The organism is Granulicella sp. L56, from assembly GCF_009765835.1.
In the GTDB taxonomy this organism is placed as follows: Bacteria; Acidobacteriota; Terriglobia; order Terriglobales; family Acidobacteriaceae; genus Edaphobacter.
The window spans coordinates 1,386,576-1,409,003 of record NZ_LMUS01000006.1 but is presented as its reverse complement, the minus strand read 5'-3'; the positions used below and the strand labels follow the sequence as shown (position 1 = coordinate 1,409,003).

At 52.0% G+C, this 22,428-nt stretch carries 13 protein-coding genes; 9 read left to right on the top strand and 4 right to left on the bottom strand.

Going from position 1 to position 22,428, the window contains the following annotated elements; genetic code table 11:
• Window positions 1-55 precede the first annotated feature (55 nt).
• The 4 genes from GSQ81_RS13770 (at window position 56) to GSQ81_RS13755 (ending at window position 6,250) form a co-directional block, all read left to right on the top strand.
• On the top strand, window positions 56-1,336 hold the full coding sequence (locus GSQ81_RS13770) for a hypothetical protein (protein ID WP_158911274.1): 1,281 nt from the start codon (window positions 56-58) through the stop codon (window positions 1,334-1,336).
• Window positions 1,337-1,581: 245 nt separating this feature from the next.
• Window positions 1,582-2,571 (top strand): hypothetical protein, encoded by a 990-nt coding sequence (locus GSQ81_RS13765; protein ID WP_158911273.1) that lies wholly within the window; start codon window positions 1,582-1,584, stop codon window positions 2,569-2,571.
• 141 nt (window positions 2,572-2,712) lie between these two features.
• Window positions 2,713-4,323 carry a glycoside hydrolase family 28 protein gene (locus GSQ81_RS13760; protein ID WP_158911272.1) on the top strand — a complete coding sequence of 537 codons (1,611 nt, stop codon included), beginning with the start codon at window positions 2,713-2,715 and terminating at the stop codon, window positions 4,321-4,323.
• Between the two features lie 88 nt (window positions 4,324-4,411).
• Window positions 4,412-6,250 carry a hypothetical protein gene (locus GSQ81_RS13755; protein ID WP_158911271.1) on the top strand — a complete coding sequence of 613 codons (1,839 nt, stop codon included), beginning with the start codon at window positions 4,412-4,414 and terminating at the stop codon, window positions 6,248-6,250.
• A gap of 715 nt (window positions 6,251-6,965) precedes the next feature.
• Here GSQ81_RS13755 and GSQ81_RS13750 read toward each other — a convergent pair.
• From GSQ81_RS13750 to GSQ81_RS13740, 3 genes are all read right to left on the bottom strand, one after another.
• Window positions 6,966-7,376 carry a hypothetical protein gene (locus GSQ81_RS13750; protein WP_158911270.1) on the bottom strand — a complete coding sequence of 137 codons (411 nt, stop codon included), beginning with the start codon at window positions 7,374-7,376 and terminating at the stop codon, window positions 6,966-6,968.
• Between the two features lie 37 nt (window positions 7,377-7,413).
• Window positions 7,414-7,977, bottom strand: coding sequence for a hypothetical protein (locus GSQ81_RS13745; RefSeq protein WP_158911269.1), 564 nt, complete (start codon window positions 7,975-7,977; stop codon window positions 7,414-7,416).
• A 283-nt stretch (window positions 7,978-8,260) separates the two neighbouring features.
• Complete coding sequence (locus GSQ81_RS13740; RefSeq protein WP_158911268.1) at window positions 8,261-8,947, bottom strand: hypothetical protein; 687 nt, start codon at window positions 8,945-8,947, stop codon at window positions 8,261-8,263.
• A 438-nt stretch (window positions 8,948-9,385) separates the two neighbouring features.
• On the opposite strand from GSQ81_RS13740, the gene GSQ81_RS13735 reads away from it, so the two are divergent.
• Together GSQ81_RS13735 and GSQ81_RS13730 are read left to right on the top strand one after the other, a co-directional pair.
• Window positions 9,386-12,028, top strand: a complete 2,643-nt coding sequence (locus tag GSQ81_RS13735) for a hypothetical protein (protein ID WP_158911267.1) — start codon at window positions 9,386-9,388, stop codon at window positions 12,026-12,028.
• Between the two features lie 255 nt (window positions 12,029-12,283).
• Window positions 12,284-13,618 (top strand): glycoside hydrolase family 27 protein, encoded by a 1,335-nt coding sequence (locus GSQ81_RS13730; protein ID WP_254060184.1) that lies wholly within the window; start codon window positions 12,284-12,286, stop codon window positions 13,616-13,618.
• A 141-nt stretch (window positions 13,619-13,759) separates the two neighbouring features.
• Here GSQ81_RS13730 and GSQ81_RS13725 read toward each other — a convergent pair whose 3' ends face one another.
• On the bottom strand, window positions 13,760-14,473 hold the full coding sequence (locus GSQ81_RS13725) for a FadR/GntR family transcriptional regulator (protein ID WP_158911266.1): 714 nt from the start codon (window positions 14,471-14,473) through the stop codon (window positions 13,760-13,762).
• A gap of 293 nt (window positions 14,474-14,766) precedes the next feature.
• Between GSQ81_RS13725 and GSQ81_RS13720 the strand changes: the two genes are divergently transcribed.
• The 3 genes from GSQ81_RS13720 (at window position 14,767) to GSQ81_RS13710 (ending at window position 22,399) form a co-directional block, all read left to right on the top strand.
• On the top strand, window positions 14,767-18,030 hold the full coding sequence (locus GSQ81_RS13720) for a TonB-dependent receptor (protein ID WP_158911265.1): 3,264 nt from the start codon (window positions 14,767-14,769) through the stop codon (window positions 18,028-18,030).
• Between the two features lie 188 nt (window positions 18,031-18,218).
• A complete protein-coding gene (locus GSQ81_RS13715; RefSeq protein ID WP_158911264.1) occupies window positions 18,219-21,167 on the top strand; it encodes a glycoside hydrolase family 2 TIM barrel-domain containing protein in 2,949 nt (982 codons plus the stop codon).
• A 71-nt stretch (window positions 21,168-21,238) separates the two neighbouring features.
• Window positions 21,239-22,399, top strand: coding sequence for a mandelate racemase/muconate lactonizing enzyme family protein (locus GSQ81_RS13710; RefSeq protein WP_158911263.1), 1,161 nt, complete (start codon window positions 21,239-21,241; stop codon window positions 22,397-22,399).
• Window positions 22,400-22,428: the final 29 nt, after the last annotated feature.

Here is a 22,428-nt window from a genome sequence, read left to right as displayed (position 1 = left end):
TATTACCTTTGAGGAAAAGCAGACTGCTCTAGCGTTTGCGCTCAACAGTGATTCCTTGAATAGATCGGATCGGCTCAGAAGCCTCCTGCAATATCTCTGCCAGGTGGAGTTTTCCGATGGGCCAAACCGTATCACGGAATACGACATCGCGGTCTCCGCTCTAGGACGACGCCGGGACTTCTCTCCATTAGAAGACTCGGCGGTTCGGAGTCGCACGTACGAGCTTCGACAAAAGCTGGAGAAGCTCTATGCCGTAGAAGCTACGGAATATCCGATCCGCATCGAAATTCCAAAGGGTAGCTATCGGCCAAAGTTCTATCGCGTTACGGCCTCGGTCCATTCACCACCTGTTCCAGCGATCGCTTCTATCGCAGAACATCCTCCCTTCGAGACTATGCAGGCAGAGGTCAAAACTGAAGCGAAGGCCACTTCACGCCCCGTATGGCTTAGGGCAATGCTGGCATTCGTCGCAGGAATTCTCGTGACATTGTTCCTGGTCGCCGTAGTTACGCGGCATAGTGCCTCGACCAATGCTCTAAGGAATGCTGAGGGGAGCTCAAGATGGACTCCAGAATTACACGCACTATGGGCACCCATGCTTTCGGGTTCCCGCCCGCTGTTGGTAACCTTCGAGACACGGCTTTTTGTCGAGGTTGGTCCGATTGCCGTCCGCGACCCAAACATTGAAAATATCCACGACGTCGAAGCTTCGAAGCCGATCATGGATGTCAAGAGGCTCTTTCATGTTCCCGAGGTCTATGAGGCGCGGCGATATGCAGACTTCAGCGTCGCTAATGCATTGTTCTCCATCTCTCAAATGCTCGCTTCTCATGGCGTAATGGCCAAGGCTATACGCTCCGCAGATCTCACCGATCCAGAGGTGCACGCCAGCAACCTGATTCTCCTCGGCAAACCGGGCGCCTATTTCGGAATCCGCAACGTCAATCCTGACTCGGCGAACTTTGTCTTCGATAAGAACCGCCGCTTAAAAAATGTGCATCCCAGACCGGGAGAACAGGCACTCTATGCCAAAACCCAAGATCAGGCTGTTTCGGGCGGCATGACGACTGAATATGGTGTCATCAGGTTCACCCTCGGTCCAGAAAAAGACCAGCATATCCTCACGATTGTGAGCGCCGAGAGCGAATTGTTCTGGCCGCTCGGTCAATATCTGACTCAGCCCACCTATGCGAAGGAGTTGGTTGACCATCTTCGTCTTCCCTCGGGGCAGCTTCCGAAGTCCTTTGAAGTTGTGGTTAAGGCTGAATTTCGAGGCGACAACTTGGTCAACATCTCATACATAACCCACCGTACCCTTGACGAAATGAACCGCTAGAAAGTTCTTCAGCTTTCTGGGACGTATTTTCACGTCCTATTTTCTCCGGACTTCACTCCCATCTCGCGTCGAACATAAAGGAATGTTGCTGAGCAGGAGCTTTCATGTCGGAACCGGACATTCGTATCTTCTTGTTTCGAGCGGCTCCGAACGAAAACGAACATGAAAAACCTGTTTAGGACTTGTCTTGACCTCGGACATCTTGATGAAATCATGTCTAACTTCCGCGAAGGATTATCTCTCATATGCGCAAATCTTATCTCGCCGCAGCATCCTGTCTCATCTGTGTCCTCTCTGCCATCGGGCAGGATTCAACGTCTCGAGCTCCGTCGTCAACCACTCTCGTCCATTTACCCGGCAAAGGCCTCGCCCAACATCCTTTTCTCTATTGCGGTGAATGGCAGAATCAGAGCGTCGATAACCAGACTATGTATCTGGTCAGAAAAGGCAAGGTGGTCTGGAGCTATACCAATAGAAAGCACGGCGAATTAGGCGATTGCACGCGGATGTCCAATGGGAATATTGTCTTTTCTCGTCAGTATGGAGCGAGCGAAGTAACGCCGGACAAAAAGATCGTATGGAATTACGACGCGCCGCCGAATACCGAAATCCACACTGCATATCCCATGGGCAAGGACAAGGTCCTGATTATGCAGAATGGAAGCCCCGCGCGGCTACTAGTGCTACGTAAAAGCGACAATCATATCGACCTGGAGATTGACTTACCGACCAAGAGCCCCAGTACCCATGGCCAGTTTCGGCACGTCCGGCCGACCAAGGCAGGAACCTTTCTCGTTCCTCACATGGATTTTGGCAAGGTGGTGGAATACTCGGCGGAAGGAAAAGAGCTTTGGTCGGTTGACGCCCCCTCGGCATGGGCGGCCATACGCCTCGACAACGGAAATACCCTCATCAGCGGTAATGGATTCGGTTATGTTCGTGAAGTCAATCCTCACGGCGACACCGTTTGGGAGGTCAAGGCTGACGATCTTCCCGGGATTCATCTCTCTACTGTGCAGGAGGTGTCGCGGCTTCACAACGGCGACACGCTCATCAACAACTGGACCGCGAGTCTTCCCTTGGCGGAGCAGCCCTCTACAGTACAGCTGATCGAGATCACGAGGCAGAAAAAAGTCGTTTGGGCGCTTCGGGACTGGAAGGACCTCGGCCCCGCATCATCGACTCAACTGCTTGATGAGCCAGGTGTGCCTGAGAATGGCGACCTGGAAAGGTAGCGCTGATTCTCCGCAAGGCAAATTGAGCAAATAGGCCGTCGCACCTTCAAGGAGCGACTGAAGTCGTATGCCTCCAATTCTTGAAGAAAACAAACTACAGATGCAAGCGGTACGTGGCGTGTAAGCCGCCAAAGGATAATCATGTTGCTAGATCGTCGGAAACTTCTTTCCAAAACCCTTCAGGGCTCAGTAGTCGCAGGCTTCACGGGTATCTTACCTTTTGCAGAAGCGAAGACTCCTGCCCAGAAAGGAACCACGCTTCCATTCTGGAATGTCCGCACCTTCGGTGCAACCGGCGACGGGAAAACGACCGATAGCGCAGCGATCAATAAGGCAATCGAGGCTGCCGCAGCAGCGGGAGGGGGAACTGTCTACGTTCCGGCAGGAACATATAGCTGCTACTCCCTGCGGTTGAAGAGTTTCGTCTGCCTATATCTCGACCAAGGTGCGACAATCTTGGCGGCATCGACCTCTCTTGAGGGCACAACAAGCGGTGGCTACGACGCCGCCGAGCCTCAGGATGCATGGGAGCCCTATCAGGATTACGGGCACAATCACTGGCATAACAGCCTCATCTGGGGCGAGGATATTCACGATTTCTCAATCATGGGGCCTGGCCTTATATGGGGCAAAGGACTCAGCCGTGGCCATTCTAATGATACGGATTTACCAGATACGAGCAAACCTGGCGTCGGAAACAAGGCCATTGCATTGAAGAATTGCTTTAATGTCATTCTTCGCGATTTCTCGATTTTGAAGGGAGGATGGTTCGGAGTGCTAGCGACGGGCGTCGATAATCTGACCATTGACAATCTGAAAATCGATACTAATCGGGATGGAATAGATATCGATTGCTGCCGGAACGTACGCATCTCCAATTGCACAGTGAACTCTCCTATTGATGACGGTATCTGTCCAAAGAGTTCCTTTGCTCTTGGTTATGCGCGGCCTACCGAAAATCTTACGATTACCAACTGTTTTGTGACAGGGAGCTATGAAATAGGCTCGATCCTCGACGGCACCTGGAAGCGGTTGCCTGATTCTTTCGCTCCTTACGCAACCGGCCGGATTAAATGCGGAACAGAGTCGAACGGCGGCTTTCGCAATATCACCATCTCTAATTGCGTCTTCGAGCACTCACGCGGCTTTGCACTGGAGACGGTCGATGGAGCGTTGTGCGAGGACATCACCTTCACTGGAATCACCATGCGCGGCTCGATGAACTCGCCGATGTTTTTGCGCCTGGGGCGGCGCATGCGTGGCCCCTCTGACGCGAAGATAGGAACACTTCGGCGGGTCATTATCAGCAACATCACCAGTTATGATGCAGTCCAACTACCGTCGATACTGAGCGGAGTTCCTGGCTATCCCATCGAAGATGTTAAGATAAGCGACCTGTATCTGCACCAAGTGGGTGGTGCCGACTCTACTATGACACGGATTCAGCCGCCGGAGGGCGAGAAGGAATATCCGGAGCCGACAATGTTCGGGGTTCTTCCTGCCACCGGCTTCTTCTTCCGGCATGTGAAGAATCTGGAATTATCCAATATAGAAATTGCCACGGAGAAGCCGGATGCACGTCCTGCACTCGCGTTGGTGAACGTAGAAGGTGCGGATATCTTCCGGCTTCGTGTTCCGCGGCCCTCCAATTCTCCAATCTTTTCATTGAGAGAGGTGACGGATTTTCGAGTCTTTGGCAGCCAGTTTATCCGAGACACGATTCTGCCTACAGTTGACGAAAAGGTCCTTTAAGCTCGCACGCGAAAGACAGCGAGGGCCTTCCCGTAGCAAATCTACCTCAATTCCTGAATCTGGTCATAGATCGATGAGAAAGACGAACATGCCTCTTAGCAAATTTACTGTGGACAGGATTATAGCGACGGCCATGGCTTTCTTTTGCGTTGCACCAGCGTTTGCACAAGTGAATGTGGTGATGCAGCATAATGACCACGCACGTACTGGCACCAATCTGCGTGAGACTGTCCTGACGCCTGACAAGGTAAATAAAGAACATTTTGGCATGCTGTTTAAACATGTCGTCGATGATCAGGTCTACACACAGCCACTGGTTCTGACGAATGTTCCTATCCGAGGCGGCTGGCATACGGTCGTCTACATCACCACGGTGAACAATAGCGTGTATGCCTTCGACGCGAACGATGCGACAGCGAAGGAAGCTTTCTGGCATGTAAATTTTGGAACGCCCGCAAGCCTGCACGATCATGACTTCGGCTGTCTCGATATCAATGGAAATATGGGAATTATTGGCACTCCGGTAATCGACGCAAAGAAGGGCATTTTATATGTTGTCGCGCTTACTAAGGTTACCGGCCATTTTGAGCAGCGCCTTCATGCTTTGGATGTTTCGACCGGCGCGGATCTTCCGAATAGTCCCAAGGTGATCGAAGCCCCAGATTTCGATCCTCTGATGGAGAATCAGCGACCAGGGCTTATGCTCGATCACGGGAATATCTATATCGGCTACTCGTCACATTGCGACAAACTGCCATATCACGGATTCCTGCTGAGCTATGACGCCTCGACACTGAGCCAAATCGGCGCTCTCAACCTGTCTCCGGGCGGCGATGGTGCGAGCATTTGGCAGTCCGGACAAGCTCCAGCCATAGATAGCAAAGGGGACATTTACTTCTCGACGGGCAATGGAAGTTGGAATGGTACGACACAATTCAGCGAAACATTCATGCATGTAACCCCCGAGATGAAGATGCTGGATTGGTTCACTCCCAGCAATCACGTCCAGCTCGATAAGGACGACAACGATGTTGACTCGTCGGGGGTGACGCTTATTCCGGGCACTCATCTAATGGTTGGTGGCGGAAAGCAGGGTGTGCTCTACGTGCTCGATACCGAAAAGATGGGTCAGCTTGGCGATGAGCATGCAATTCAGCACTTCCAGGCAACAAGCTCCCACATTCACAGCCTGGTCTACTGGCACTCCGACAAGAACGGCAAACTGCTCTATGTCTGGGGACAGAAGGATCGAGAGCGTGTCTACAAATTTGAAGGGGACAAGCTGGAAGAGACGCCGTTCATGACCCGTCCCGAGATGAATCACGGGCACCCGGGCGGAATGTTGTCGCTTTCGGCGAACGGCGGAAAAGGCGGAATTCTTTGGGCCGCGATTCATCTGAGTGGAGACTCGTGGCACGAGTCCCGCCCTGTCATATTGCATGCCTTCGATGCGGATGATGTAAATCGCGAACTTTGGAACTCACGCGAGGTTCCAGAGAGAGATGATTGTGCTGAATACTCTAAGATGGCGCCGCCGACCATAGCGAACGGGAGGGTCTATCTTGCCAGCTTTGGCACAGAGAACACAGGTACCGGCCAATTCTGCGTCTATGGACTATTGCCGAATGGAGCTCCTCCACCGGCTCCTACAGCTCTTCATGCGAGCATTGATCAAAGAGCTGTTGCTATCACATGGGTACCTGTTCCAGGGGCGGAATATTATGCTCTGGAAAGCACGCAGGGTGGTACGTGGCATATCATTGCCTCTGGACTGACGCGAAACGGCTTCATTGAAGCGGCTGATATCAAGGGATCCACCGAATACAAGGTTATAGCGTTTAATGCCAACGGACACGGTGCGTTCTCGGACCCATCCACCGTAGTGATTAACGACGTGCCGGTTCCGCGTAGTATGCCAATGCACTAACCTTCTTACGGATTCTCAGAGTCGTCTATATGTCAACTACGTGGTTTCGCACTCAGCATCCTGCCCCTGTCTTTGGTGGAGGCCCGAACTCAGGCATAGCTCCCAGCATGAGCGCGACCGCTTGGTGGAATGATGTTGCATGGGGTGCCTGGGGTGTAGCTTGAGAAATTATCTGTCGCAGGCCTTTTGACATCATTGGCGTCACTGCAAGAAAGGGAATTTTATGGACGATAACAATTTGCTCGCGTTGAGTACAAATGGCTTAGCATTGCTATTCACGCCGTTGTTATAGATAAAACCACCGTTTTCAGGACGTGTGTTGCCTTTCAAATTATTGTGGCGAACTTCTGTGCGAATTATTTGGCACATCCCCTAGGATCGGAGGTGCGGTGTCAGGCTTGCCCTGTAGCTTTGATCAGTAGGTGGCGCCAGATAATTCTGAAAGTGACAGCCCTGGCCCACGCCAGCAGGGGCGGCAAGTGCAAGAGGAGGGGTTCCCCACCCTTGGAACGGAGCGGTACTCGTTACTCTGTGGTTGTATCCCCGTAACTTGTGGGCTGAGGAGCGGTGCCGCGAATCTCGTACACGAACAGCGACACTTCCTTCTCGATCAGGTCCGCTCGATCAATCGGCACGTTATGCGTGCTGTTTTTCGCGATAATTCTGCGGCTTCTGGTCGAAAGTTTTTAAGGTCTTCCTGCATCTGCGTCCATGCCTATTCCTTATCGACATCCTGTGTTGTCGTATGTGGCTTCGCGAGGACCTTCGCGGGATCATGCGAGATGACGAGAATCGGCATCGAGCCGTAAGGACCGGAGTGAATTGTCTCCTCGCCGGATGCGTCAAAACTGTCCAACTCTCCAGACATGGCGCTGTAATGCAACCGGCAGATATCTTCTGCCCGCAACTTCCTGAAGTCAGCGTTGGGGCCTTTTACCGATGGGGAACACATACCGAGAACACGGGGTATGCCTGCGATCATCGCTGCCCTGAGCAACCATGACGGCGGTCCTTTTGATCCTGACTTGAAAGCGCGGTTGTGGTCCTGTAGAGGAGTGGAGGCATCCACGAATACCATCCCGGCTACGTTGTTCGGATACTCATGACGGTGAGAGCGGAAGGTCAACTGATCTTCTGCTAAAAAACAGCAAGTATGGGAGCATTTACGGCTTGAATCGATGCAATTCATCTAGGGCGTGAATTTCTAGCTGATGAGAAATTTTCGTTGGCACGAGATACTGCCGGAGTTCTTCAAAAAGCACGTCTGGATCTGCAAGATCATTATCGGTATAGATCAGGGCATAGACGCCGTGTTTCCTGAAGTAATCTTTATGTTTCTTCATTTCCTTCTCAAAGTTAGCCCTAGCCTCGGCATTCACCTGCGCTTGCGTTTTGCCCTTGATACCCGTCAGTTCTCCATGAGACGACCATGGGGATAACTCGAAGCCGATTTTCTGCATTGTGTAAGGATCGATCACGGTGAAGTCCAGGCGGCGAGTTCCTGATCGGTGAACATCTCCTGAGGAGACCGTATCCACATGAACGGTTGCTTTGGAGATTCGCCCGGCAATGAGATCGGATATGGCCTCACTCGATACTTTCCATCGATGTTCACGCAGGCATGGATCATCGGATCGATTTGGCAGGCGCGAAATGAAGCTAACCCACCACGTGAGTGCCCGAAGGCTCCGATCCTCGCAGCATCCAAGCGTCCATGAAAAGGCCACTTTGGGTCTCCATCCACTTATTGATTTGGGAGGCGACAAAGGCGATGTCGTGCGCCCAGTAATCGAGATCCGCGAGTGTCTGTTGGTATTGACGCTGTCGTTCTTCTTCACGACTCGCAGTGGAGGGCGCAGGCGGAAGCGGAAGGGGACGAATTATCCTTCCATCCGGAAACACGACGATAGGAGCGTTGTATGGGTACTCGATCGCAATTCCAACATAGCCATGGGAAGCAAGATCCTCCTGCAATGTTGAATACCCTAGGGTCTTAACTTCATCTCCTCGTCAGAAGATCAGCACAGGATAACGCCTCTCTCGCTTGCTTAGAGGAGAACCGAGACAGGTTTGGGTTTTCACCCTCGGAATAGTCGAAGATGCTTGAGGCCAGACAGGCATCGTCATCAGCGCCAAGTCGGGCAGGTAAGGCGCGGAAGAGCATTCTCTTGATTTCTCGGACGGATACCAGACATGGATCGGTAACTCCCTTTTTACTTTCTGAAGGGGCGCCTCTATAACTATGCGATCCGGGTCAATCCAATCGAAACTCATTCGTCCAGTCGCATAGGAACCGTCTGGAGCAGGCAAGATTCCGGTTTGTGCAATTTGAGGTAATTGAACCGTGGACCACGCGCCTGAGACAACCGACGATCCATCGAGCAACTCGACGCTTCCGATGAGGCGGCCATCCTGCACATGTCCGCGAAAGTTCAAATGGCTGCCGTCAAGGATGGGCACCTCAAAGGAGACGCTGTGGCCACGCACTTTGAGGGTGTCAATGGGGAGCTTCGTGAGTCTTCCATTCGGTTGTGCCCGAACTTCGCCGCTCCAGTGAGAATCTGCGCTATTAAGCTGTATCTCGATACCACCAGTTACATCTGCTACTTTGAATCCCCCAGACCACAATCCCTGAAGACTGGCTCCGTATATCGGGGCGGAGAACAAGAGCAGGATAAATATCAAAAGTTTTGGCATATAAATCCCCTAAGCTCTGACCACACTAATAGTGTCGGATGGAAATGGAAATGATCCAGATGGCCCTGGCCAATGTCGCGAAGACTGTAGGAGCGATGATTAGATCTGGGTTTATGGTGACCCCGTCTATCCGGCAATTGAGGCGCTGATCAGCGTTCTCATCAGATACAACGGCCAAGTCCGCCAAAGGTTAACTGATTAAATCTATTCAATGACGTAATCGTCGCTTAGCTTCTTTGAGGCAGACAGTTCAAAGCAAAGGAGACAGGGCTTTGGACTAGTGATAACGAAACTGCGAGGGGCTGCTGAAATCGCGCCCTGAACGGGAACGGCATCCAAAGTGCTGACTGTTCTGAAGTTAATCGGCGAATGCTTGTATTCGTCTTTGGTTATTGGCTCCACAACCCGATCTTGCCCCTTTTGCATCCAAAACCACAGATGAAAATTCTGAAAGTTGTCGTCTGTCTATTCGCCGTGTCTTTGACGGCAGTTCTTCAAGCTGACGACAAAGCACGATTCGACCTAGCCGGTCCTACGATTGACATCCACGTGACGCGAGGAAGTTCGACGCTTCCCATCGCCCAGGTCCCGAACCTTCAGCCAGGCGATAAGATATGGATCAAGGCTGATCTTCCGTCTACCCAGTCGAACCATCTGATACTGATCGTTGCCTTTCTTCGCGGCACGACAAATGAGCCTCCTGACAATTGGTTCACCGAGATTGATACCTGGGACAAGAAAAAAACTGTTGAGGGGACAACCGTCACCGTTCCGAACGACGCTGAAGAGGCTTTGCTTTTTGTCGCGCCTGAGACCGGCGGAGATTTCAAGACGCTTCGCTCTGCCGTGAAAGGTAAGCCGGGTCTGTTTATTCGCGCCGATACTGATCTTAATGAAGCATCTTTCGAGCAGCAGCGCATTGAGCGCTACCTCGCAGCCATGAAGATGGTCCCACAAGACGACTCGAAGGCCATTCAGGAACACTCCGCGAAGCTAGCTGCCACACTCGCCCTCAAGCCGAACGCCGATTGCTTCAAGCAGCCCGTCGATCAACAGATTATCTGCCTGACCCAATCCAGCGCCCCCGTTCTCCTCGATGACGGACATGGGCAAAGCATCGCCGAAGCGATATCTTCCGGACCCTCCTCTGACTTCATCAATGCGGCTTCTTATACACAGCCTGTCGGGGCGGGCCTCTACTCGGCGTATGTCGGCGCAGTTGTTGATCTTGTTCATCTCGTCGGCATGCTACGCACGGCCCAATACCAGTACATTCCCGGACTCAGCTTCCCTCAGGGCGCCTCGCTCAGCCTGAGGCTCAACGCGCCCCCCTCCTTTCACAAACCGGAATCGGTCATCGTCATCGGTCTGCCCGCCATTCAAAAGGCCAAGCCGCCGCCGCTTCATCCTCACGATTCCAACCAGGTCGCGTGTTTGCTGCAGCCCAAGATGACTATTCCTCTAGAAGGCGCGCCACTTGTTTTTTCGAGCAGCTTCGCGCACGCCCTGTTTTTGCATCTCAACCGAACCGGCGCGCCTACGGATCTACCGCTGACGCCTGACGCGTTCGAAGGTGGACTCGTCGTGGCGAAGCAAGAGAAGAGCGAGCCGCTGCAAGAATCTAAGCCTCGAGGCGATAGTGCGCTACCCGCTAAGCCTGAAGTTAAGATCGGTGCGATGACCGATTTGACCATCACGGCGACCATTCGTGGCTACTGGGGCTTCGATTCCTTCGAAGGGCCCACCATCACGGTCCAGCAGGTAAAAGGCAAGGATTGGAAGATCGTGAACAGCTCCCAGTTGCTCGCCGGGCAGGATAACCACCTCACGCTTAAAGGTGACGGCAGCGCTTGTGTAGAGCACATTACTCTGACAAGCGATAAAGCGAAAGATGTAGACATCTCTTTCAAGCCTGCCGCGGGCAAGGATGCGAAAGACATACTGGCTTTGGACGCTTCGCTCAAAACCGTTCAACCCGGCGGTTATTCGCTTGCTATCCAACAATACGGCGACTCGGAGAGAGATAAGGTCCCGCTCACGGCGTACACCGCTGGCATCCACCTCGATGCCATCAAGATCCATGGCGGCGACAAGACAGCCGTACTCACTGGTGAGAGCCTGAAGGATGTGGTCTCTGTCGAAATCGATAAACAGACATTTACTCCCAGCGCCGAAGGTAACGACGACAAGACGATGCACCTTCAGACAGACACTGGTGTCTCGCCCAAGGATGGCTCCAACGCGACGGTGAAGCTGAAAGACGGCCGCACAATGCCCGTAAAGATCTCTGCCGAGGCTGCGCGCCCAGAGCTGAAGTTGCTCTCATTCAAGGCCACATCCGCTCAGAAGGATGGCACGTTGCCCGTAAGCTTTGGTGCCAAGGACGACATCCTGCTGGAGGGTAAGCTCACCTTCGTGGTGCAAACGAAGGACGCCTTTCCCCGCACACAGACGATCGAAGTAGCTACCGCCGATGGCTCAGTCCACACCACTCTTTCGCTTGCAACGAATAACCTCATGCTCCAGGACGACCACACGGCCGTTGCCACACTGGATCCCTTAAAAGCATTCGGTCAATCGGCATTTGGCAAATTGCAGATGCGTCCGGTCGCGGCAGACGGCACGCCGGGAAACTGGACGCCACTTGGCATTCTGGTTCGCGCGCCGCAGGTTACAGCGATCCACTGCACCACGGTAGACGCTCCTACCTGCACTATCGACGGCAGTAACTTATTCCTCGTGCAGTCTTTTGACGCGGCAAAAGATTTTGCCAAGCCGATCGATGTACCCACAGGCTTCGCTGAAAATAACTTCGCCGTGCCAACGCCCGCCGACGGAGCAACGCTTTACCTCAAGCTGCGCGATGATCCTAGCGCGGTCGCTACTGTAACGCTGCCCACGCCTGTGCAGAAACCAACATCGCTGGCCCCACCAACTGCTCAGACTGTAGTACCAGCACCTGAAGCACCCGCGGCCCGGGACACGACAACTGTACCTTCATCCGAACCTGTCCCCGCGCCCAAGCCTGATGCCTCGTCGACACCTTCGACAACTCCTGAGCCGCCTCAAGATCAAAATTAGCGAATGGGTCAAGCCAAACATTGACCAATGGAAAGAACAACGCACGAGCACTCTACCATCCCATTTTCTTTGCAGATGCTTTAGCGCACGGTGGGCGCGTCTCGTTCCCCGTGTCTCCTGCAAAATGACCGCCGAATTCATGTTCACATGGTTGGTCATGGCGCGTGCAAAGCCTATGCAGTGTGTATTTACCCAAATCCTTTATGAGTTATGCTGTTTCAGCTGACCTGTTCATGAGATATCAGGAGGCGTCAATTGAATTCACACGATAAAACACTGCTCAAGCACTCGCACAGATTGTCGATCGGTACGCTTTTGGGCTGCACGCTGCTGCTATGGTTGTTCCCACAGATGGCCGCCTCGCAGACGCCTCCGGGTAACGAACCCGGTAGCCAGAAGGTTTACAAGATGGAGTTCGGGCCGAACCGTTCCATCTTCCGTCCGTCGCAGGATCCGTCTCGTACCGCCAACGGCTTGGCGCTCACGCCTCCGATGGGTTGGAATAGCTGGAATAAGTTCGGCTGCAAGATCGACGAAAAGGCTGTGCGTGCCGTAGCTGACGCGATGGTGTCCAGCGGAATGCGTGATGCTGGTTACCAGTATGTTGTCATCGATGACTGTTGGCAGGGCAAGCGCGATGCGAATGGCAATATCACTCCCGATCCGGAGAAGTTTCCATCTGGGATCAAAGCCCTCTCCGATTACATTCATTCGAGAGGCTTGAAATTCGGCATCTATTCCGATGCAGGCGCCATGACCTGTGGCCGGCGGTCGGGCAGCCAGGGCCACGAATACCAGGATGCGCTGGCCTACGCAAGCTGGGGTGTGGACTACCTCAAATACGATTGGTGTTTTACTGGAACGCGCAACAGCGAGGAGGCCTACTCCCTCATGGCCGATGCGTTGCGGTCGACAGGTCGCGACATTGTGTTCTCCATATGCGACTGGGGCGTCAACCGACCCACCATGACCGATAAGTCGATGCCGTGGGAATGGGGCGAGAAGATTGGCAACCTGTGGCGAACCACCGAGGACATCTACGACACCTGGGCCGGCCGCAAAGGCACGAGCCTGGGCGTAGTCAACATTCTCGACCTAACCGAGCCGCTATATGCCTATGCCGGACCAGGCCACTGGAACGATCCGGACATGCTGGAGATCGGTAATGGCGGCATGACCGACGACGAATACCGTTCGCAATTCAGCCTGTGGTCAATCATCGCCGCGCCGCTGCTGGCCGGCAACGATATGGCCACAATGGACGACAAGACCAAGACGATTTTGCTCAACAAGGAGGTGATCGCGGTTGATCAGGACCGTATGGGGGTAGCAGGTCACCGTGTACGCGACGACGGAGATCTCGAAGTCTGGATGCGACCATTGGCCGACGGTGGCCGCGCGGTAGTGCTGTTCAACCGCAGCGAAAAGCCAGCTGACATCGAGGCGCGCTGGCCTGAGCTAGGCTATCCCGCCTCGGTATCGCTTGCCGTGCGCGACTTGTGGTCACATAGGTCACTGGGTCGCGCGACCGGTCACTTCTCTTCGAACGTACCACCGCATGGTGTCGTGATGATACGGCTGTCACAGTAACCGAGTAAGCGAATGAGTCTGGATGTATTACGACTTCGTCCACTTCTTCGATTGCTTATAGCGTTCGCTCGAAAGACGAGGTGACCTGGAACTCCTTTTGTAGTGATCTTGGCCATAGCATACGACGTTTGGTGGCCTTTGTTAATGAGATGAAATCTTTTCGGGCGCACTTAGTAAATCGAGCCCGACGCTCTGGAGATGTTCCGTCATTGCTCGAGCCGCTAGGTCGGGTTGACTGCGTCGTATCGCTTCAAAGATCGCGCGGTGTTCGCGAGCCATCCGCGTCAGTTCTGGGGCAGATGAAGCTGTGATCTGCCGGCTGCGCACCAGCAAAGGGGATAAGAAACCGGCCACGTCATCAAGAATCGAGTTACCAGCAGAGCGCGTAATCACATCGTGAAATAAAAAATCGCTCTTTGCCATGAGTTCCCGATTGTTTGGGTTTCTCTCCTGCGTGATAATTTGCTGTTCGAGTTCACCAAGCTGTACGAAAGTCGCACGCGTGGCGCATAGAAATGCAGCTTGTGGTTCGATCATTTTCCTAACTTCGAGTAGCTGCAGCATGTCGAATTTGGGCTTAACTGTACGCATTGTCTCCGGCCAGTTCAGCGCCATATTTGAACTTGACTTGATAAATGTGCCAGCTCCAGGTTTGCTTTCAATGACCTCAAGAATGCTCAATGCTTTAATTGCCTCACGAATGGCTGGTCGCCCTATGCCCAGCCTTAGAGCCAACTCTCGTTCCGGTGGCAGTTGGTCACCGGTCTTATAGCCGTCGTGTTCAATAAGCTTCCGCAACAGCTCCACGGGGGGGAGAGGGATGGTCTTATTTGGATTATCTTTTACGGCCGTCATAAAAATTGTCTCTCGTAATTATTGGTCTTACCGCACTTCGATCTAGGTAATCTATACCATAATCTACGAATTATGGCACTGCCGAAGGCTGAGTGTCCGTGCGAAAGCCCTGTCAATTGAGGCCGATGAGCGGATTTATAGGGGCGGTGTAATTATTTTCTTGAATGTGATCCTTATCCATAATTTTAACCTTGACAATCAACCGCACTCCTCAGTAGAGTCTGGCATTGAAACAGGCAAGACCACATATGTAATATTGGTCTTACCAGAATTTCTCTTCGACGAGGCTCTAGATGCATAAATCTATCGTGAAATATTTGTCTATATGGGCATTGAGTTTTGTAATCTGCAGCCTAGCCTTTGCGCAGAGCACAACCTCAAATTTAACCGGTATCGTGACGGATCAAAGTGGAGCCGTGATCGTCGGAGCTCAAGTCAATGTAGAAAATGTGGATGTCGGCAAACATTCTCGTTTGGAGACCAACGCCGAAGGCAGATATAACGCAGCTGCTCTTCAACCTGGTCGATACACTGTGAAAGTCGAAAAACCAGGCTACAGCCCACGAGAATTGACTGGCATTACCATAGCGGTGAATCAATCAGCGACACTTAACGTTCAACTTGACCTTGGTTCGACGAGCCAGACGGTCACGGTAACGGGGGAGGCGCAACTCATTAACGTGACTACTGCTGAGCTCGCACAGCAGGTCACTGAATCTTCAATCAAAGAATTGCCGCTGAATGGCCGAGATCCTTCCACCCTGGTCCTGCTTGCTCCAGGTGTAACAAATGTTCTCAACACTTCTGCTGGGACTCTGCAAACGACAGATGCCTTCGCCAATGAGACTGGAGCTTCTGCCAATGGAGGCAGGCAAGGCAGTACTTATTACCTGCTTGACGGCGCACCTAATATGGATCGATACGACCTGCTTGCGGCGCCATTCCCGAATGCAGACGCTACTCAAGAATTCAACGTGACTACAAACAATTTTGATGCTCAGTATGGATTCTCTCCAGGGGCAGTAGTCAGTATTCAGACCAAGTCGGGAACAAATGCGATCCATGGCCAGGCATTTGAATTCTTGCGTAACAACGCTTTGAACGCGGCACAGTACTTCTCTCATCAAGTAGATCCTCTTAAGCGGAATCAATTTGGAGGATCGATTGGTGGTCCTATCCTTAAGAATAAACTTTTCCTTTTTGCAAACTATCAGGGAACCCGGGCAAGTTCGGCAGCTACTTCAAACGTAGCCTTTACCCCCACTGCGGCCATGGTTAATGGTGACTTTAGCGCTCTTTTGCAAGGCAGCAATCCAGTTCAGTTGACCAATCCAGCGACAGGACTTCCATATCCAAACAACCAAATCGACCCAACGACATTCAGTCCAGGTGCGGTTAAATTCCTTAGCGTATTACCTGTTGGACAGGAACCTCTCGGGCAGGTCATCTACACTGGAGCGGCTCTCACCACACATTTCGACGAGGGCACCGCTCGACTGGATTATTCATTAAGCGACAAGCATCACTTTGTGCTGAGAACTTTCTTTGATTACTATAACCAGCCTGGTTCAAGTGCAAACGGTAACTTCATCGCTTCTCAAGCCGGAAATCTCGACAAGTACCAGAATCACGCTTTCAATTACATATGGACGCCCACGCCTGCAATTAGCAATGTATTTGTTGCTTCCTACACAAGCCTCAATACGATTAATGGAACCAGCCAGTTGGATGCGCAAGGCAATCCTATCTGCCTCTCTCATTACATTAACGTGAGCGAGCCGGCTGGCCGCTGCGCAATTGAAGGTCTCAGCGTCTCAGGCGGCTTCGGTTCGGGCTACCAGGATGAAAATACTCAAGCGCGAACCACGTGGACTGCGTCAGACTCTTTGTCCAAACAAGCTGGAAAGCATTTTATGACAGCCGGAGGGGATATGTTCCACCAGTTCTGGAATCTCTACTCTGCATATCCCACGGAAGCGATTATAGGATTTAATGGCTCTGCAACGGGCTATGGATTAGCCGACTATCTACTTGGCCGCGTCGCAACGTTTTATCAGGGCGGCGGCGAAACCCAAAAAATGAATCAGTGGGAATTGGCCCTCTTTGTCCAGGACCAGTACCATATCTCACGCAGTTTGACCGTAACCGCTGGGGTGCGTTGGGAACCGTTTCTGCCGCCACCACTAGTAAATGGGCGCGGAGCGGCCTTCCGTCCAGGTCAGCAAAGCCAACGATTCCCGAACGCTCCTCTCGGACTAGTATTTCCTGGAGATCGCGGCATCAGCAATTCGCTGGTGCCATCGGCTTACGATTACTTTGTGCCACGAATTGGCCTTGCCTGGCAGCCGGCCAGCTTGCCTCATACGTCAGTCCGAGCGGCTTTTGGGATCTTCACCACCCCAATCCAGTATTCGAGCTACAACCATACCTCGGATTTGACACCCTTCAGCACGACTTATAGCTTCAATTCCACTCCTGGCAATCCAATCAGTTTTGATGACCCATATGCGAATTATGCTCCTACCGGGGGCAAGAACCCATTTCCACCATTCGCAGATCCTAACTCCGTCGCTCCTGCCGATACTGTATTCCCAGCGGGCTTGAATGTTCCCACTGTGTTCTCATCCAACTTCCGGCTGGGTGAAACACAATCCTGGAATCTTTCAATGCAGCAATCTTTCGCCCACAATTTGGCTCTTCAATTGGCATATGTGGGCAGTGAGTCCTTCCACCAGCAAACTCCTGTAGATCGCAACCCTGGAATTTATTCGGCTGGAGGTGCACGTTCTACCTACCCTGCGTTTGCAGGCATCTTGGAAAATAATGTTGGCGGAACTGCCTCTTATCACTCGCTGCAAGTGACAGTGGAAAAGAATCTGTCGAACAATTTCCAGTTTCGTTCTAACTTCACCTGGTCGAAAGCGATAGATATTGCCAGCAGTGGAACACTTGCCTTCACGGGTGGCGTAGGAAACCCATTCAACCTTCGCTCCAATCGTGGTATCTCGGACGTCAATATACCTTTGGTCTCTGTCACGAGCTTGATCTACACGACGCCAAAGCTGCAAAAGAGAGGCGTTTTGCTTCGGAGCATTTTGGGCGGCTGGCAAGTCAGCGGAATCTACACGGCGCAATCTGGAACGCCCTTTAGCATTGCCGGGGGCGACGGTAGTAACAACTCTGGCGCTCAGCAGTACGGGGACAGGGCCGATCTTACCGGACTGCCGTTCGGCGTCCGATCCGGGGGGAAGCAGAACTGGCTCAACCACTATTTCAACGCCAATGCATTTCGCGTCAATGCTCCTGGAACCTTTGGAACATCGGGGAGGAACCTTTTTCAGGGACCCCCGCTCAATAACGCTGACTTGGGATTCTCCAAAAACTGGTATCTTCAGGAACGCTACAGGCTGCAATTTCGATGGGAACTTTTCAACGCGTTCAATCATGCGAGTTTTGGAACTCCTAATAATGATCCTTCCAGTCCAAACGTAGGCCAGATTACGTCAACGGCCAGTGCGGCACGAGTAATGCAGGGAGCTGTAAAACTCTATTTCTAACTCCAAATGTGCTTGGAATAGGGGTGAAGGAATCAGGTAATCGCGGTGGTAATGTAATTGCGACAAGATACCCGCGATGTATTGCTATCGTTCCTTTTCTCTGTAGGTCATTGAAGGATTGACCCATAACGACACCCTGGACGGCCGCGGAAATCATATCGTAACCGTAGAAATAGGAGGACACAAGTTTGAATAGAAGAGACTTCATTACGCTTTCATGCGAAGCTGCACTCGCAGCGAAACTCGGTGCTTCTGGCTCAGCCATAGCAAACGCATCAGTTGGCGATCGCGTCATCACAAATATTCATAGCTCTTTGACAGACGCGGTCAAGACACCAGAAGCGCTTGTTCCCATCCCGATGTCGAATAAGACGATCCAGCATTCAGTACTCGATCTTGCGGGACCCTGGCTGTTCACTCTCGATCCACCAGACCAGTTTTGGAAGCGCGGAGCTGACTCTTCGTCGTGGTCGACGGTGCACGTACCCGGCGAGTTTGCCATGCAGGGATTCGATGTTTCAGAAAATATCGAATATCCCTGCCGTCGGACGGTCAAGATTCCAAGCGAATTCAAAGGCCAGCGACTCTTTCTGAGATTCGATGGAGTGTATGGACATGCAAGAGTATGGGTGAATGGCGCGTTTGTGCGCGAGCATTTCGGTGGCTTTACATCTTGGGACTGTGAGATTACAAACGCAATCGGGCAGGATGCGGAAACTATCGATCTAGTCGTTGGTGTGACCGATCGTAGTGATGACATTTCACAAGCGAGCTATTATGCGAAGCACTCGATCGCTGGTATTTTACGGAGAGTACGTCTGATTGCGCTGCCGCCCCTTCATCTTGAGTATCTCTCCGTGGCTGCCACGCTCGACTCGAAGTATGAGGACGGAGTAATAGCCTTTAGTGCTGCTCTATCTGCTCAAAACTACAAGTCGGCCGAATTTCGGTTCAGGTTGGGGGACAAATCCAAGCCTCAGCATTTTGAATTACTTGAAAGTTTAAGTGTGCATCCCGGTGAAAATGCAAGCAAAGTGATAACGGTCCGCGCTCCGAAGAAATGGGATGCCGAGCACCCAAACCTCTACACGCTCGAGATCAAATTAAGCATTGATGGTGAACTAACTCAGACCTTCGAGCGAAACATCGGATTTAGAACAATAGCAAGAGTTGGTAACGAACTCCAGATCAACGGACAGCCTGTTAAGTTGCGGGGTGTGTGCCACCACAGTATTCATCCATTGCATGGCCGCGCCGTGCCAGTGGAGTTCGATGAAATGGATGCCAAACTATTTCGTGAAGCAAACATCAACTTTGTACGCACCTCTCATTATCCGCCAACAGAAGAGTTTTTAGACGCGTGTGATCGACATGGAATTTATGTAGAAGAAGAAACTGCCGTCTGCTGGTCAGAGCTAGGTAAGGGGCCATCCTCAGACCAAGAGTTTTCTTCAAGGTTTATGAGCCAGTTTCGGGAGATGATTGAACGTGATCACGGTCACGCGGCCGTGGTGTTCTGGTCTTTAGGAAATGAAAGCGAATGGGGAGAGAACTTCGCTCTGGAGTATCAGTATGCGCGGAAACGGGATCCAAACCGGCCACTTATTTTCAGCTACCCGGATACGGCTCCATGGGGTGCCAACTCATTTGACATATATAGCAAACACTACCCTGACGTTGACTCAGATCTTGGCAGTGAATCGTTCCCTGTTTTAGGAGATGAGTTTGGCCATATCTCTTGCTATAACGTCGATACTTTGCGGCGTGATCCCGGCGTACGCAATTTTTGGGGAAAGAGTATAAAGCGTTTTGGTGACAAGTTTGTTGAGTCAAAAGGATGTCTAGGAGGTTCAATCTGGGCTGCGATTGACGATGTATTTTTGCTGCCAAAGGGACCGGTTGGCTATGGCCCGTGGGGAGTAATCGATGGGTGGCGACGTCCAAAGCCAGAGTACTGGCTGACAAAAAAAGCTTATTCTCCAATTCGCATGGATGACAAACCTATTCCGGTTCCTCCTGACAACGACGAACTACAGATCCCAATCTTTAACGCCTTTGATCATACAAATATTGCTGAAGTGAACATCGATTGGAAGATCGGTCAAGAACACGGCCGTTTGAAGCCTACTGACATCGTGCCGCACTCAAGCGGGTATTTGAGGATACCTTCGCGTAAATGGTCCCGTGGAGAAGTCCTGGATATTAACTTTACGCATAGCAGCGATATCGTCGTGCACCAGGTCAGTATTCGTGTCGGAGAAAGGACTAACACCCTTCCTAATCCCGCGTCTGGTGCGTTGAAGTTAGTCAATACATCGGCCGAGTTGCATATACAGGGACCGAACTTCATGGTTTCAATCAGCCGACTAACCGGTCTTATTACATGTGCGACCTGCAATGGCGAAGTTGTTCTGGAAGGAGGTCCTTTCCTCGATCTGGGAGCTGGTCAAATGGGTGGATGGCTTTTGAAGAAATTTAGTGCATCTCTTGAAGGAGATATTGCCACGATACTTATTTCTGGGGAGAGCAAGCAAAGCCAAGTGGCAGGCTGGATGGGTACTGTAGGAATAGAGTTTGAAATAAAGATTGACAGCGGAGGACTGATTACAACCCGTTATCAGCCTCAAGGATCTTCGGAGTATACGCATTTGGGGCTAGGGTTTCTGCTTCCTGCTACTGTCGATAGATTGATGTGGGATAGAGAGTCTCTTTGGTCAACTTATCCGGAAGACCACATTGGACGCCCTAAGGGGACAGCCCTAAAAAGAGCATCTCATCCTGCGCAAAGCTACCGAGCAGAACCCAGCTGGCCCTGGTCGCAGGATGTAGGAGATTTTCTGCTCTTCGGTAAAGACGGTCCTGCACCGAACTCAACAAACGACTTTCGCTCCCTGAAAGAAAATGTTTGGTACGCATCGTGCATCTTGGCGCAAGGGGATATTCGAGCCCGCATTGAAGCATCTGGTGATGTGGCTGTCCGCGCCTCTTCATTAGCCGATGGGCGAGTACTATTGAGCACTTTCAATTACTGGAAATATCCGGATCTAGAATGGGGAAACTACATCGGAGTAGCTAAGCCGCCAGCTGAGTCAAGTCATGAAATTCGCCTTCGACTTACGAATATTCATGAAGTATGAGCGCGGCTAGAGTGATCCAGAATGTTGTTGAGCAGATCCTAACGAGTATCCCAAGTGAGAGAACATAGCGTATGAAGATTACGGCAATAAAGACCTGGATGGTGGAAGGGATTAAATACAACTGGGTCTTCATCAAGATCTGGACCGATGACGGACTCACCGGAATTGGTGAGGGTACCAACTGGCCGGGCAGCCCGATGATCCTCGAGGCATGCCGTCATATGGGGGAGACGCTGATAGGAGAAGACTCCTCGCGAATCGACTATATCTGGACCAAACTCTACCGCGATTTCAACTGGCTTGGGCAGGGCGGCCCAGTGCTAAGTGGCATCAGTGCCATCGATATTGCACTTTGGGATATTGCTGGCAAGCGCGCGAAACTTCCTGTCTATCAATTGCTTGGCGGAGCCTTTCGCAAGCAGATTAAGCTCTATGCGAATTACTGGTTCTTAAAGGGAACAGGTAAACCCGAGGACTATGCGGAGCAGGCGCTTGGAATCAAAGAGCGTGGTTTTCGTGCCTGCAAGATGGACCCTTTTGCTCATATCAACTACTGGTATGGAGAAGACCTACAAGATAATCTCGGGCTAACAGAGTCTGGCAAAAAGATTGCGATCGAGCGCCTAGTGGCGGTACAGCGTGCCGTGGGGCCGGATTTTCCGATAGCCGTGGAGACTCATGCGATGCTGAACGGGCCGACGGCAGTTGAAATGGCACATCGTATTGCTGCGGCCGGCATTAACTGCATGTGGTATGAGGAACCCGCAGGGCCGGAATTTCCGAAGGAAATCGCAGCCATCAAGCGACAGATTACATTGCCTGTATGTGTCGGAGAGCGTCTCCATTCCCGCTTCATGGCACGTCCGATCCTCGAAGCAGGAGCGGCGGATATTCTAATGCCGGACATCACCCGCTGCGGGGGGATTGGCGAAATGAAGCGTATCGCCACCATGGCAGAGGCATTCAATGTGCCGATTGCTCCACACAACCCCAATGGGCCGATCTCCACCATCGCGGCAGCACATGTCATGGCATCAATCCCCAATTTTTTCTATCAGGAGTTCATGGCTACGGACGTGCCATGGCGTGACACCATTTTGGATAAACCATTGCCTGTACGAAACGGTTTTTACGAACTGAGTGATGATCCCGGTCTTGGCTTCGACTTCGTCGAGGAGGAGCTCGATCGCCATCCGGGAATTACAGTTCGGCGTCCAGGCTTTTACGTTTAGAAACTCGGTACGATACTGGGCATAACCAG